Raw genomic sequence first — 15,072 nt, forward strand, 5'->3', positions numbered from 1 at the left:
AAGGCGGCGGGAGGCGGATCTGCGAACATGCGCGCATCGCCGCTCAGGAGCTACCATGTCGAAACCCATCCCGGACAAGGCCGAGATCGCGCTCGAATATCCCGACAAATTCTATGCCGGCACGTTCGAGCATTCCTCGCGGTTCGAAGCCCATCTCGAATCATCTGGCCTGGCATTGACCCTGGAGCGCCCCGGCCCCGAGGACGTCCGCAAGTCGATCCATATGCATCTGAACTTTGGACTGCTCGCCGCGATCCTTCACGAGCTCGCCGCCGGCATCGCTTCGATGCCCAAGGACGACATCGTTCATCGCGAGCAGCTGCGCGACGCAGTCGCGGCCCTGCATCGAGCTCTTAACGCGCCTTAACCGGTTGTGCCGCGGCGGCACAAAGGGGCCCGGCGTTAACTCCCGGTTCAGCCTTCGTTAGTGCATTGCTAACTACGCCAGAACCTTTGCCCGCAGAAGGTCGGGTTGGAGGCCAGTGTGCTGCGCGAGTGACAGCATTTTATTCGAAAGCAATCTATCTCCGATCCATCGACGGCGCGCGCTGCGCGAGCCTTGTTAGTTGAGTATCGGAGACCCGCCATGAAGAAGATCCTGTTCGCAACCGTTGCAGTCGCCGCGCTGGCCTCGGCCCAGTCCGCTGTCGCCGCCGATCTCGGCGCCCGGACCTATCCCTACGCCACCAAGGCGCCGCCCGCCTATGCCGCTCCGATCTACAACTGGACCGGCTTCTATCTCGGCGCCCATCTCGGCGGCGCGTTCTCCAGCGACAACAACTTCTCCGGCCTCGCCACCGGCAACAACTCCAACGGCCGCTTCCTGGGCGGCGTGCAGGTCGGCGCCGACTGGCAGTTCGCACCGACCTGGGTGATCGGCGCCGAGGGCCAGTACAGCTGGCTGAGCGGCAGCGTCGGCGCCGCCTTCCCCGGCGGCCTCGTCTACACCAACAGCCAGCGCGGCCTCGGCTCGATCACCGGCCGCTTCGGCTACACCTGGGGTCCGGGCCTGCTCTACGTGAAGGGCGGCTACGCCTATTCCGACAACAACGAGAAGGTGACGTTCGCCGGCACGCCGGTCGGCTTCGCGACCAATGGCGACCATCGCAACGGTTGGACCGTCGGCGGCGGACTCGAATACATGTTCGCGCCCAACTGGTCGGCCAAGGCCGAGTATCAGTACTACAATTTCGGCAGCGCCACCTTCACGGCGCCCGCCGCGCTGGTCCCGACCGGCAGCTTCACCACCGACGACCACACCTTCAAGGCTGGCGTGAACTACCGCTTCAACTGGGGCGCTCCGCTCGCGGCCCGCTACTGATCCGCAGGCGTCAAATAACAACAAACGACGGGAAGGCCGGCAGCGATGCCGGCCTTTTCTGTCATAGGTTATCGAAAGCGCGGCTCAACAATCCTTTCCGTCCTGTTAAATGCCGCACGGTGAAATGCGAAAATGCGAGAAAACTCAGCGCTGCCCGAGTAGTTTCCCGGATTTGTTAACCGCCCGCCGCGATACTGCCTGCAAGCAACAGCTCCAAGTAGTGCATATCGGGGGACACCAGAGATGGCGATTCGGTTCAGCTTCAGCAGGGTGCTCGGAGTCCTGCGACCTGGATGGGGCGTCCGCGGCAGCCTGTTCGCAGCCTTCGCAGTGATCGCCGGCATGGCGATCGCGATCAGCGTCGCTGCGGGACTGATGCTGCGACACGTCGGCGGCACCATGGTCGAGCTCTCGGACCGCGAGATCCCGCGCCTCACCTCGAGCCTGCAATTGCTGGCGCAGAGCTCCGGCCTGGCCAGCCTCGGCCCGGCGCTGCTGCAGTCCCAGAGCGAGGACGCGCTCAACGATCGCCTGAAGAAGATGCAGGAGATCCAGAAGACCACGCAGGAGCGCCTGAGCGAGATCAGCGCGCTCGGCGCCGCGAAGAGCGTGGTGGCGCCGCTCGCCGAGACCATCAAGAACATCAACGAGGCCAATCAGAGCCTGGTGTCGGCCGCACGCGAGCGTCTCGAAGTCGCGGCCCTGCACAACAAGCAGTATGACGCGCTGCGCAAGGCGCAGGCGGACTTCACTGCCGCCGCCAACGAGCCGATGCTGGATGCCCAGACGCAGCTCAACGCCGTGCTCGGCGCAGCCGAGGTGTCGGCAGACGACGCAACGGCGGCCGCACGGTTCGTCGAGCAGCTCGGCAACGTGATCGCGTCCGGCAACCTGCTGGTGGCGCAGATGGCCGCCGCGCTCTCGGCCAACGACAGCGACACGCTGGAGACGATCGAGCGGCAGTTCAAGGAGGCGGTGGCGCAGCTCAAATCCAATTTCGAATTGCTGCCGACCGGCCGCAGCACCAAGGCAATCCACGATGCCGCGCTGAAGCTCGCCGCACTCGGCGAGGGCAAGGCCCGCGTGTTCAAGACGCGCGAGAAGGAGCTCGACGCCAACGATTACGGGCAGACCGTGCTGGAGGAGACGCGCAAGCTCAATGTCGGTCTCGACATCAGCGTGCAGCAGCTCGTCGAAGGCGTGCGCAAGTCGACCGAAAGCGCCACCAGCACGGCGGGCCGTGACATCGAGCTGGCAACGCTCGGCATGGTCGGTGCCGGCGCAGCCACGCTGCTCGGCTCGGTGCTGTTCGTCTGGCTCTATGTCGGCGGCAACATCCTGCGCCGGATCAAGCGGCTGCAGCAGGCGATGCAGACGCTGTCGAGCGGCGATCTCGACACCGAGATTGCGGCCTCGAAGCAGCGCGACGAGATCGGCGCGATGGTCGACACCCTGCAGGTGTTCCGCGACAACATGGTCCGTGCCCGTACCCTGGCCGCCGAGCAGGACCGCGAGAATGCCGCCAAGGCCGAGCGCGCCGCGCGCATGGAGGCGCAGATCGCCGCGTTCGAGGCGACGGTGCGCAGCGCCCTCGGCACGCTGCAGAACTCCGCCACGGCCATGCAGGCGACCGCGCAGAGCATGTCGCAGACCGCCGACCAGTCCAACTCGCTGGTCAATGCGGTCGCGGCGGCTGCCGAGGAGACCTCGGTCAACGTCCAGACCGTGTCGGCCGGCACCGAGCAGTTGTCGTCGTCGATCGCGGAGATCAGCCGCCAGGTCGTGACCTCGGCCCAGATCGCCAAGAAGGCGGTCGAGGAAGCCGGCGCCACCGACTCGACGATGCAGGGACTCGCCGACAATGCGAGCCGCGTCAGCGTCGTCGTCGACCTGATCCAGGCGATCGCCTCGCAGACCAACCTGCTCGCGCTCAACGCCACCATCGAGGCGGCGCGCGCGGGCGAGGCCGGCCGCGGCTTCGCGGTGGTCGCGCAGGAGGTGAAGAGCCTGGCGAGCCAGACCGCCAAGGCCACCGACGAGATCCGCACCCAGATCGCAGGCATGCAGCAGGTCGCCTCGTCGGCCGTGTCGGCGATCCGCAACATCGGCGAGACCATCGCCGAGATCGACAACGTCACCACCGCGATCGCCGCCGCCGTCGAGCAGCAGGGCACCGCGACGCACGAGATCGCCCGCAACATCCAGCAGGCGGCCTCCGGCACCACCGAGGTCTCCAACAACATCACCGGCGTCTCCAGCGCCTCGGCCCAGGCCGGCACCTCCGCCAACGAGGTGCTCAGCGCCTCGGAGGCGCTGCGCCGCGAGGCCGACACCTTGCGCGCCGAGGTCGATTCGTTCCTGACCAACATAAGGGCGGCGTAGTTGCTACTCGCCGGTCATTCCGGGACAATCGTCAATGCGCTTTACGCATTGGCGATTGAACCCGGAATCTCGAGCTTATGAGCGCAGGACAATCTCGAGATTCCGGGTTCGAGGCCTGCGGCCTCGCCCCGGAATGATGGGGCGTGGCGAAGCAGAAGGCGTCGAGGCAGGTCATGCTGGCGCGACCCGAAGCACCTTCCGTACCCCGGAATGCCGTCCAGCCATGTGTTTTTCGGCTGGCGCTCGCCCGCAGCGGCCGTTAATCGATGAGGCATGACGAAGACAGACACCGTTCACTCCTCCGCCGAAGCCCTGCGCTATCCCTGGGAGCAGCATCCCGGTGAGGACCAGGTCGTCGAGGTCGCGCCCGGCGTGCTGTGGCTGCGCCTGAAGCTGCCGTTCCGCCTCAACCATGTGAACATCTATCTGCTCGCCGATGGCGACGGCTGGGTCGCGGTGGACTCAGGCTTCGGCAACGAGGAGTCGATCGCCGCCTGGACGCGGCTGCTCGATGGTCCGCTCAAACACGTCAAGATCAGCCGGCTGATCGTGACGCATTCGCATCCCGACCATGTCGGGCTCGCCGGCTGGATCGTCGAGCGCTTCAACTGCCCGCTGGTGATGTCGCAGGTCGAGTACCTGCAGTCGGTCTATCACCAGAACCGCGGCACCGAGGAGCGCCGCGATGCCCAGCGGCTGTTCTTCCGCCGCCACGGCATGGACGAGACCCTGACCGACAAGCTGCTCGGCCGCGGCCAGGAATATCTGCAGCGCGTCTCGGTGCTGCCGGCCTCTTACCGCCGCATCTCCCATGGCGACGAGATCCAGATCGGCAGCCGGCGCTTCAAGGTCATCACCGGCGGCGGCCACGCGCTCGACCAGGTCATGCTGTATTGTGCCGCCGACAAGCTGTTCCTGTCCGCCGACCAGGTGCTGAGCAAGATCTCGCCCAATGTCAGCGTCTGGGCGGTCGAGCCCGACCAGAACTCGCTCGGCGAATATCTGGCTTCGCTGGCGAGCCTCACCACCACCCTGCCCTATGACGTGCTGGTGCTGCCAGGCCATGGCGTGCCGTTCTACGGGCTGAAGACGCGCATCAAGCAGCTCGCCGACCACCACGAGGAGCGCTGCCGGATGATCGCGGACGCCTGCCGCGACGAGCCGAAGACCTCGGCGCAGCTCGTGCCGGTCGTGTTCCACAAGCACGTGCTCGACCCGCACCAGATGGGCTTTGCCGCCGGCGAGCTGATCGCCCACGTCAACTACATGCTGGTCGAGGGTCGGCTGACCGGCCAGGATGTCGACGGCGTGCTGCATTATCGCACCACCTGAGGCCGCGGAGCTGTGCCGCCGCCGCGTCGCCGCAATCCGGGCGCCGTTCGGCCGAGATCACTCCTCCCTTGGACAAATCGCCCAATTCCCGCCGTGGGATTCCGGCTCGACAGCGGCTCTGGAAACGCTCTAAGAAGACCTCACGCCACGCATGCCGCGAGGTTTTCACTTCAGGTGCTGCACTGCAGCGCGCCAGTTCGGGTTTCGTGATGGACTACAGCCAGTACTTCAGTGCCGCCCTCGGTCGCCTGCATGATGAGCGTCGCTACCGTGTCTTCGCCGATCTCGAACGCATCGCCGGCCGGTTCCCGCATGCGACCTGGCACTCGCCGAGCGGACCACGCAATGTCGTGATCTGGTGCTCCAACGACTATCTCGGCATGGGCCAGCACCCGAAGGTGGTCGGCGCGATGGTCGAGACCGCGACCCGCGTCGGCACCGGCGCCGGCGGCACCCGCAACATCGCCGGAACCCATCATCCCCTGGTGCAGCTCGAGGCCGAACTCGCCGACCTCCACGGCAAGGAAGCGGCTCTGCTGTTCACCTCCGGTTATGTCTCCAACCAGACCGGCATCGCCACGCTCGCCAAGCTGATCCCCGACTGCCTGATCCTGTCGGACGCGCTGAACCACAATTCGATGATCGAGGGCGTGCGCCAGTCCGGCTGCGAGCGCCAGATCTGGCGCCACAACGACCTCGGCCATCTCGAAGAGCTCCTGATCGCGGCCGGCCCGAACCGGCCGAAGCTGATCGCCTGCGAGAGCCTGTATTCGATGGACGGCGACGTCGCGCCGCTGGCGGCGATCTGCGATCTCGCCGAGCGCTACAACGCGATGACCTATGTCGACGAGGTGCATGCGGTCGGCATGTACGGCCCGCGCGGCGGCGGCATCGCCGAGCGCGACGGCGTCATGCACCGCATCGACATCCTCGAAGGCACCCTCGCCAAGGCGTTCGGCTGCCTCGGCGGCTACATCGCCGCCAAGGGCGAGATCATCGATGCCGTGCGCTCCTATGCGCCGGGCTTCATCTTCACGACCGCGCTGCCGCCGCCGATCTGCTCGGCCGCCACGGCTGCGATCAAGCACCTGAAATCGTCGAGCTGGGAGCGCGAGCGCCACCAGGACCGCGCCGCTCGGGTGAAGGCGATCCTCAACGCCGCCGGCCTGCCGGTGATGACCAACGACACCCACATCGTGCCGCTGTTCGTCGGCGATCCCGAGAAGTGCAAGCAGGCCTCCGACCTGCTGCTGGAAGAGCACGGCATCTACATCCAGCCGATCAACTACCCGACCGTCGCCAAGGGCGCCGAGCGCCTGCGCATCACGCCCTCGCCCTATCACGACGACGGCCTGATCGACCGCCTCGCCGAGGCCCTGCTGCAGGTCTGGGAACGGCTGGGCCTTTCGCTGCACAAGAAGGCGATGGCGGCGGAGTAGCCCTTCGTAGCCCGGGTGAGCGCAGCGACACCCGGGTTCGCCTCGGCAGCTCATAGGACCCCGGATATCGCTCCGCTCATCCGGGCTACGCGCGCCCGCGGCTGAGCTGGCTACGCGATCACCTCACGCGCCACTGCGCTCCCCTCCCCCTTGCGGGGAGGGGTCGGGGGTGGGGGTCCACGAGGGTATGAACCGGGCTGAGTCCTGACAATTCAGACCGGGTTGATTCCTGACAGGCAAGCTTCGTCCGATTCGAAGGAGGATCGGTCGATGCCTTTCAGGGAGAGCAGTCCTGTGGAGCAGCGTATCGGGTTGTTTCGGGAGTACGACACGGGAGCTTTTTCGGTGACGGAGCTGTGCGCGCGGCACGGCATCAGCCGGGAGACGTTCTACGTTTGGGAGCGCCGCCGCGCGAGCGGGGATCCGCAGTGGTTCGAGGAGAAGAGCCACGCCGTGCAGAACTGCCCGCACGCCACAGCGGACCGGCTGGCACGGCGCATCATCGCAACACGACGACGGTTTCCGCATTTTGGCCCCAAGAAGATCAAGGCCTGGCTCGCGCGCGAGCGGCCGGAGGTCGACTGGCCGGCGGCCTCGACGATCGGCGACCTCCTGAAGCGTGAAGGCCTGGTCGAAGCGCGGCCACGCCGACGTCGGGCGATCGCGCAAGGCGAGCTGATCACGCCGGCGGAGGGCCCCAATGACGAGTGGGCGATCGACTTCAAAGGCTGGTTCCGCACTGGCGATGGCACGCGCTGCGATCCGCTCACCATCACCGATGCGGCGAGCCGCTATCTCATCGAGGTGCGCATTGTCGATCCGACCTGGGCTGGCGTGAAGGGCGCTCTGGAGCGCGTTTTCAAGGATATCGGCCTTCCCGACGCGATCCGCTCCGACAATGGAGTACCGTTCGGATCGACGGGAGCTGGCGGCCTTTCGGCGCTCTCGGTGTGGTGGCTCAAGCTCGGCATCGAGCCACGCTACATCCCACCAGCGAGCCCGCAGGACAACGGCCGGCACGAGCGCATGCACCGCACGCTGAAGGCCGAGACGTCGAAGCCACCGGCAGACACGGCCGCCGAGCAGCAGCGACGCTTCGACGCCTTTCGCCGCCACTTCAACGAGGAGCGGCCGCACGAGGCGCTCGACCAGGTGGCCCCCGTCAAGCTCTGGCGCAGGCCGGTGCGCTTCATGCCAGACCGTCTCGATGATCCCTGGTACGACGCCGATCACGAGGTCCGCCGCGTGCGTCCCACCGGGGACATCAAATGGCAAGGCGAGCACGTCTTCGTTGGCGAAGCGCTCGCCGGCGAACTCATCGGCCTCGCCAAGCACGATACCGGCGGCCACATCGTCCGCTTCTGGGGCCGAGACCTCGGGCTGATCGACCGCGACCGCCGTTTCCTGCGCTTTGCTCCGCCGCGTGCGCGGCTCCGCGTCGCGCAGGAAACGGCGGAGACAACACAGCAGTGATCGAATAGTGTCAGGGATCAGCCCGGTCCAAAATGTCAGGGATCAACCCGGTCGGTCACGAGTCCCGCTCTCCATGAGACAGCCTGAGCTCTCTAAAGGAGCGAAGAGTCCAGCTGCTGACGATAAGGCCGAGGCGCGCGTCTAATTCAATTCAGTGCCCGGGGCCCCCCACCCCCAACCCCTCCCCGCAAGGGGGAGGGGAGCTGACCGGCCACGCCGCGAGACACGGGCTCAGATCGTCACGACTCCACCGATCCGTCTGGATATGGAACGGACCGCCGCCGTCGAAGCGATACATCGCGCCGCCCTTAACGACGCCTCCTCGTTCCCTGCGTCCCTCGCCACATCCCTATCGCCCCGCCTCTCGCAAAGCGCTAAGTTCGCAGCCAATTCACGGGGCGCAGCGATCGAGGAGTTCGCGAAGGCCATGCTGCATGACTGGGGCGTGATCGCAGCCGCGTTCGGCTACATCGGCTTCCTGTTCCTGGTCGCCAGCCGCGGCAACCGGGCCGGAGAGCGGCGGCCGGCGGAGAGCCGTGGTCGGCTGGCTGGGCTGATCTACCCGCTGTCGCTGGCGATCTACTGCACCTCCTGGACCTTCTTCGGCTCGGTCGGCTTCGCCTCGCGCACCAGCGTCGACTTCCTCGCGATCTATCTCGGGCCGATCCTGATGGTCGGCGCCTGCACGCCGCTGCTGCGCCGGGTGATCCAGCTCGCCAAGTCGCAGAACATCACGTCCGTGGCCGACCTGATCGGCGCCCGCTACGGCAAGAGCCAGGCGGTCGCAGCAACGGTGGCGCTGATCGCGATCATCGGCTCGGTGCCCTATATCGCGCTGCAGCTCAAGGCCGTCGCCTCCTCGCTGCAGACCATCCTGATCGACGACCGCGCCTTCGCCCACATCCCGATCGTCGGCGACATGGCGCTGATGGTCACGCTCGCGATGGCCGTCTTCGCGGTGCTGTTCGGCACGCGACAGACCGACGCCACCGAGCATCAGCATGGCCTGATGCTGGCGGTCGCGACCGAGTCGATCATCAAGCTCGTCGCCTTCATCGCCGCCGGCGCCTTCGTCACCTTCTGGATGTTCTCGCCGGTCGAGCTGATCGAGCGCGCGATGAAATCGCCGGAGGCCGAGCGCGCGCTGGAATATGTGCCGGGCATCGGCAATTTCCTCACCATGACCCTGCTGTCGTTCTGCGCCGCGATGCTGCTGCCGCGCCAGTTCCATGTCAGCGTGGTCGAGAACGCCGACGACGCCGAGGTGTCGCGCGCGCGCTGGCTGTTCCCGCTCTATCTGGTCGCGATCAATCTGTTCGTGATTCCGATCGCGCTCGCCGGCCTCGTCACCTTCCCGTTCGGCGCCGTCGACAGCGACATGTATGTGCTGGCGTTGCCGATCGAGGCCAATTCGCAATGGCTGTCGATCCTCGTCTTCGTCGGCGGATTGTCGGCGGCGACCGCGATGGTGATCGTCGAATGCGTGGCGCTGTCGATCATGGTCTGCAACGACATCGTCGTGCCGCTGGTGCTGCAGCGTCAGGAGCAGCGCGAGATCGGCCGCGACTTCGCGGGCTTCCTGCTCGGCACCCGCCGCATCGCGATCTTCGCCATCATGGTGATGGCCTATTTCTACTACCGCGCGCTCGGCAACACCCAGCTCGCCGCGATCGGTCTGCTGTCGTTCGCCGCCATCGCCCAGCTCGCGCCGAGCTTCTTCGGCGGTCTGTTCTGGCGGCGCGCGACCGCGCGCGGCGCCATGGGCGGCATGCTGGTCGGCTTCGCCGTCTGGCTCTACACGCTGTTCATCCCGAGCTTCCTGGACACCTCGACCGCGGGCATCCTGTTTCTCCAGCACGGCCCGTTCGGGCTGGAGGCACTCAGGCCGCAGGCGCTGCTCGGCACCGATCTGCCGCCGCTGCTGCATGGCGTGCTGTGGAGCCTGTCGCTCAATCTCTTGACCTACATCGTGCTGTCGCTGGCGCGGCAGCCGTCGTCGATCGAGCTCTTGCAGGCCGACATCTTCGTACCGGCCGAGCTGACGCCGAGTGCGCCGAGCTTCCGGCGCTGGCGCTCGACCGTGACGGTGCAGGACATCCAGAGCACGGTCGGCCAATATCTCGGTCCCGACCGCGCCCGCGCCTCGTTCGAGGCGTTCGCCGCCCAGCGCAACCTTCCGCTCGATCCGGCCGCGCCGGCCGATTTCGAGCTGCTGCGCCATGCCGAGCACCTGATCGCCTCCTCGATTGGCGCGGCGTCGTCGCGCCTCGTGATGTCGCTGCTGTTGCGCAAGCGCACGGTGTCGGCCAAGGCCGCCTTGAAGCTGCTCGACGATTCCCACGCCGCGCTGCATTTCAACCGCGAGATCCTGCAGACCGCGCTCAACCACGTGCGCCAGGGCATCGCGGTGTTCGACGCCGACCTGCAACTGATCTGCTCCAACGGCCAGTTCGTCGACCTGCTCGGGCTGCCGCCGGATCTGGTGCAGATCGGCAGCCCGTTGAAGGAAATCCTCGAATTCATGGGCACGATCGGCGCGCCGACCTATGAGGACAGCGAGGCGCTGCTGGCGCGCCGACTCGCCGCCTACACCACCGAGGGCGAGCCTTATCTGGAACGCCTCGCCGACCGCCACATGGTGATCGAGGTCCGCACCAACCGCATGCCGGATGGCGGCCTCGTCATCACCTTTACCGACGTGACGCCCTCGTTCGAGGCCGCCGAAGCGCTGGAGCGCGCCAATGCGACCTTGGAGAAGCGCGTGCGCGACCGCACCGAGGAGCTGACAAGGCTGAACTCGGAGTTGGCGCTGGCCAAGAGCGCCGCCGAGGACGCCAACATCTCCAAGACGCGCTTCCTCGCCGCCGCCAGCCACGACATTCTGCAGCCGCTGAACGCGGCGCGGCTCTACGTGACGAGCCTGGTCGAGCGGCAGACGGCGGGCGAGGATTCGCGCCTGGTCGAGAACATCGACGACTCGCTCGAGGCGATCGAGGAGATTCTCGGCGCGTTGCTCGACATCTCCCGGCTCGACGCCGGCGCGATGACGCCCTCGATCTCGAGCTTCAAGATGGCCGACCTGATGCGCTCGCTGGAGATCGAGTTCGCGCCGGCCGCGCGCGCCAAGGGTCTGGAGCTGGTGTTCGTGCCGTCGTCGCTGCCGGTCGAATCCGACCGCCTGCTGCTGCGCCGGCTGCTGCAGAACTTCATCTCCAACGCCATCAAGTACACGCCCAAGGGCCGCGTGCTGGTCGGCTGCCGCCGCCACGGGCAGTCGCTGCAGATCGGCGTCTACGACACCGGCGTCGGCATCCCCCCGGTCAAGCGTGGCGAGATCTTCAAGGAATTCCACCGCCTCGAGCAGGGCGCGCGGATCGCGCGCGGCCTCGGCTTGGGGCTGTCGATCGTCGAGCGCATCGCGCGTGTGCTCAATCACGGCATTGCGCTGGACTCGCGACCCGGCCGCGGCTCGGTGTTCTCAGTGACGGTGCCGATCGCCAAGGCGATCAACCACACCGCCGCCGTCACCACCGCGACCCCGCTGGCAACGACGCCGATCGCGGGCGCCCTGATCGTCTGCATCGAGAACGATCCCGCGATCCTCGACGGCATGAAGACCCTGCTGACGGCGTGGGACGCCGAGGTGATCGCCGTCCCCGATCCGGAGTCCGCGGTGGAGGCGATCGCGGCACGCGACGGCGCCGTCACCGGCCTGCTCGTCGACTATCACCTCGACCGCGGCAACGGCATCGCCGCCATCCGCGACATCCGCCGCCGCTTCAATGAGGCGCTGCCCGCGATCCTGATCACCGCCGACCGCAGCCCCCACGTCCGCGCCGCCGCCCGCGACGACAACATCGCCGTGCTCAACAAGCCGCTGAAGCCGGCGTCGCTGCGGGCGCTGCTCGGCCAGTGGCGGATCCAGCAGATGGTGGCGGCGGAGTAGCGTGAGCGCTCCGTACGCAACAGTCCACTCCTTCATTCTCGCGAGATCATCACCGGGCGCCACGTCGCTTTGGACGATCTTTACGCTTTACGTATCTCGTAATTGGCGCTAGATTGTTTCCCATGATCGTCGGCTACCGGGACAGGAGAACCGAGCGCTTCGCCAATGGCGATGTCGTCAAGGAATTCTCCGGCTTCGCCCGGCAGGCGGAGATACGACTCGATCGACTTGAAGCCGCTACGAGCTTGAAGGATCTTGCCGCCCTGCCCGGCAACCGGCTTGAGGCACTCAAGGGCGATCGGCAGGGCCAGTTCAGCATCCGCATCAATGATCAATGGCGGATATGCTTCGAATGGCCGCCTGGCTCGCCCGGTCCGGTCAATGTCGAGATTGTCGACTATCACTAGGAGACACGTCATGGCACGCACCCCCCTTCATCCGGGCGTTCATCTCGCTGAAGAACTCGATGAGCTCGGGATGTCAGCCGCAGAGTTATCGCGTCAGCTTGATGTACCCGTGAACCGGATCACCGCGATCATGAATGGGCAGCGTGGCATTACGGCCGACACTGCTTTGCGCCTCGGCCATTGGTTTGGAAGTAGCCCCGATTTCTGGCTCAACTTGCAGAAGATCTACGAATTACGGCTAGCGCAGCTGGAAGTTGGCGATGCCGTGAAGAAGCTGCCGACCCGCGCAGGAGTTCGGACGCAGGCCGGCTAATGCCGCGCTGTGCGGCGCGGTCCGGAGGGACCTCTACCCGCAGCGGTCGGAATGACAGACACTCTACCAAACACAGCATCTTCGTCACTTGGGGTCATGCTGGAACGGCACCTACTCGGGGGCCGCCAGCCGCCGCCCGCGTCTTACAGCGGAGTCAATTGGCTGATCCAGCGAATCTCTCGGACGACAATCGCGAGCCCGGGAGACTCGCAGTCAGCGGCTCTCGCGAGATATCTTCCTGGCCGTAACGCCAGGATCAGATAGTTGCCACGAAGATCATTGCCTCGATCGGCTGCATCGATCAGCCACATGACCCCGGACGTACCGGTCTCAAATTGAATCCACTCAGCGTCTGAACCGCAGAGACCGTCTCGCAATTGTGGCATCCGCAATGCAAGATCGATCAGCCCCTCGTCGTCCACGCCGATCCATTGAACGAGAAAACCTCGGTCGTCCTGGTCATCCGCGTACCATGCCACGTCACCGACATCGCCCGACAACACAACAGCGGATCCATCGCCGCAGACGATCAATCCCAACCAGTTCGTCACCCTACATGCACGCGCATAGTCACTTTGGTCCTCCGGGTCTTCGTGATTGCGCCATCCCTCGATGCCTCGCCAATGTGGCAGTTGCTCCTCCGGGATCAGCAGGTGGGGGCCGCCGGCCGTGTCCATCCAAGTGCGAGTTCGGTTCATAGGCCGAGAGATAGCAGATTTTTTCCGCTGGCCAAGCGGAGCTGCCGGTTCGATCAAGCCCACCAAGATTCTTGTTTCTTTTTTCCAGAAATCATGCTACGAGCCGCGCCATCCCGTGCCCGCCATGAGGGGCGCTTCGCGATCGTCACGAACGTGGGGTGCGGGATGCGGTGGGCGCGTCGGGTCGCAGCGTGCTTTGGCATGCCGACGAACGATCCGGCGCGCACGGTCAAGCCGTGTGGTCCTGGCATCCCGTTGCTGATGCCAAATCCGCGACGACGGTGTTGCGGATGACGGGGGCAAGAAAGCCGGTCCCCGAGGAGAGCGCGGAGCAGCCGTTAAAGCCATCGCGCAGGGAAGGCCGGGTGTTTCGGCCAGACCTGTGGTGACTGCCGCCTGCTTTTTTTCTGCAGGCGGGCCACGGGCGCGGCCAGCGCCCGGCCTTCCCTGCGCCCTCTGTCTTGAAGGGGGCGATTGACCAGCAAGACTCGGACGCAATATGCGCCGCGAGGCTGAGAAGGTGTGTCGCGATGGACCTACTAGATGACTTGGGTTTCCCGTTCGGCTGCGGCCTTGCATCTCTCGCCGACGATGCCACTCCTCACCCTGAGGAGCGCGCCCCGAGGCGCGCGTCTCGAAGGGCGAGGCCCGGACCTTGGCTTCGGTGGCCTCATGGTTCGAGACGCGCCGCGCCCGATGCAGTCTCGCCTCGCATCAGGCTGCATGCGGCGCGGCGCTCCTCACCATGAGGGTTTGGCGCCGAGCGCGGCGCTGCACGCCGGACCAAGAATACGCCAAGAACACATTCTTGGCGTGTTCTTGGAGAGGGTCCAGCCCCGCGACCGGAGCTGCACATTGCCATGCGCAGCGTGCCCATGGAGATGATCAGCCCGTCACTTCCCCGTCGGCGTATCCTGCCGCCAGGCGCTGCCCGCGATCTTCGCGGCGGCGATCACGGCCTGGGTCCGGCTCTCGACACCGAGCTTCTGCAGGATGGCCGAGACATGCGCCTTGATGGTCGCCTCGGAGACGCCGAGCTCGTAGGCGATCTGCTTGTTGAGGAGGCCCTGCGACAGCATCATCAGCACACGCACCTGTTGCGGGGTCAAGGTGACCAGCCGGTCGCGCAGCTTCGTCATCTCCGGATCGGCCCCGGCGGCGAGGTCGGTGTCGGGCGGCACCCAGACGTCGCCGTCCATCACCTTCTTGATGGCATCACGCAGCGTATCGACGCCGAACCGTTTCGGAATGAAGCCGGACGCGCCGAAATCGAGCGAGCGGCGGATCGTCGCGCCGTCATCGCTCGCCGACACGATGACCACCGGGATCGCCGGATATTGCGCGCGCAGATAGATCAGGCCCGAGAAGCCGGAGATGCCGGGCATGGTGAGGTCGAGAAGTACGAGATCGACATCGGAATCCTTTTCCAGCAGTGCGGTGAGGTCCTCGAACGAACCGGCCTCGTCGACCACGGCCTCCGCGAGCACGCTCGCGACCGCCTGCCGCAAAGCGTTGCGGAACAGCGGATGATCATCGGCAATGACGAGATGGGTGCTGGCAGCCGCCATGAATCCAGATTTGACCTTGCGAGACCGACGACATGCTGCAACTGCACGCGCCCGGTTTTCCGGAAATACTCGCCCGGCCACCGGTTGCATGCAAGCGTCCAATTCCACTTGCAGGGAAGGCGGTTAATCCGAACCTTGTGCAACGCAACATCGGTAACGCGACGGCCGCTCACCGAACTTGATCCGCCGCAAT

General features: G+C 65.9%; 11 protein-coding genes. 9 read left to right on the forward strand and 2 right to left on the reverse strand.

What is annotated here, in order from left to right; translation table 11 throughout:
- The first annotated feature begins 55 nt into the window (after window positions 1-55).
- The 9 genes from QW868_RS21890 to QW868_RS21930 all read left to right on the forward strand — a co-directional run bounded on the left by QW868_RS21890 (window position 56) and on the right by QW868_RS21930 (window position 12,613).
- The gene (locus QW868_RS21890) at window positions 56-367 is read left to right on the forward strand and encodes a hypothetical protein (protein WP_315717894.1); all 312 of its coding nucleotides are present in this window, start codon (window positions 56-58) and stop codon (window positions 365-367) included.
- 219 nt (window positions 368-586) lie between these two features.
- Window positions 587-1,321, forward strand: a complete 735-nt coding sequence (locus tag QW868_RS21895; protein ID WP_315735941.1) for a porin family protein — start codon at window positions 587-589, stop codon at window positions 1,319-1,321.
- Between the two features lie 243 nt (window positions 1,322-1,564).
- Window positions 1,565-3,703, forward strand: a complete 2,139-nt coding sequence (locus tag QW868_RS21900) for a HAMP domain-containing methyl-accepting chemotaxis protein (protein ID WP_316231493.1) — start codon at window positions 1,565-1,567, stop codon at window positions 3,701-3,703.
- A 273-nt stretch (window positions 3,704-3,976) separates the two neighbouring features.
- A complete protein-coding gene (locus QW868_RS21905; protein ID WP_315735936.1) occupies window positions 3,977-5,035 on the forward strand; it encodes an MBL fold metallo-hydrolase in 1,059 nt (352 codons plus the stop codon).
- Between the two features lie 209 nt (window positions 5,036-5,244).
- Window positions 5,245-6,474, forward strand: coding sequence for a 5-aminolevulinate synthase (gene hemA / locus QW868_RS21910; RefSeq protein ID WP_315778420.1), 1,230 nt, complete (start codon window positions 5,245-5,247; stop codon window positions 6,472-6,474).
- Between the two features lie 270 nt (window positions 6,475-6,744).
- The gene (locus tag QW868_RS21915) at window positions 6,745-7,947 is read left to right on the forward strand and encodes an integrase core domain-containing protein (protein WP_315774330.1); all 1,203 of its coding nucleotides are present in this window, start codon (window positions 6,745-6,747) and stop codon (window positions 7,945-7,947) included.
- Window positions 7,948-8,374: 427 nt separating this feature from the next.
- Window positions 8,375-11,893: a PAS domain-containing hybrid sensor histidine kinase/response regulator gene (locus QW868_RS21920; RefSeq protein WP_315735932.1), complete on the forward strand. Its 3,519-nt coding sequence runs from the start codon at window positions 8,375-8,377 to the stop codon at window positions 11,891-11,893.
- 122 nt (window positions 11,894-12,015) lie between these two features.
- Entirely contained in the window at window positions 12,016-12,300 is a 285-nt protein-coding gene (locus QW868_RS21925) for a type II toxin-antitoxin system RelE/ParE family toxin (RefSeq protein ID WP_316231494.1), read from the forward strand.
- Window positions 12,301-12,310: 10 nt separating this feature from the next.
- Window positions 12,311-12,613, forward strand: coding sequence for a HigA family addiction module antitoxin (locus tag QW868_RS21930; RefSeq protein ID WP_316231495.1), 303 nt, complete (start codon window positions 12,311-12,313; stop codon window positions 12,611-12,613).
- 143 nt (window positions 12,614-12,756) lie between these two features.
- On the opposite strand, the gene QW868_RS21935 is transcribed toward QW868_RS21930, so the two are convergent.
- Both QW868_RS21935 and QW868_RS21940 read right to left on the reverse strand, forming a co-directional pair.
- Window positions 12,757-13,290 (reverse strand): Imm21 family immunity protein, encoded by a 534-nt coding sequence (locus tag QW868_RS21935; RefSeq protein ID WP_316231496.1) that lies wholly within the window; start codon window positions 13,288-13,290, stop codon window positions 12,757-12,759.
- Window positions 13,291-14,204: 914 nt separating this feature from the next.
- Complete coding sequence (locus QW868_RS21940; RefSeq protein WP_315735923.1) at window positions 14,205-14,879, reverse strand: response regulator transcription factor; 675 nt, start codon at window positions 14,877-14,879, stop codon at window positions 14,205-14,207.
- Window positions 14,880-15,072: the final 193 nt, after the last annotated feature.

Source organism: Bradyrhizobium sp. SZCCHNR1051, assembly GCF_032489615.1.
Classification (GTDB): Bacteria; Pseudomonadota; Alphaproteobacteria; order Rhizobiales; family Xanthobacteraceae; genus Bradyrhizobium.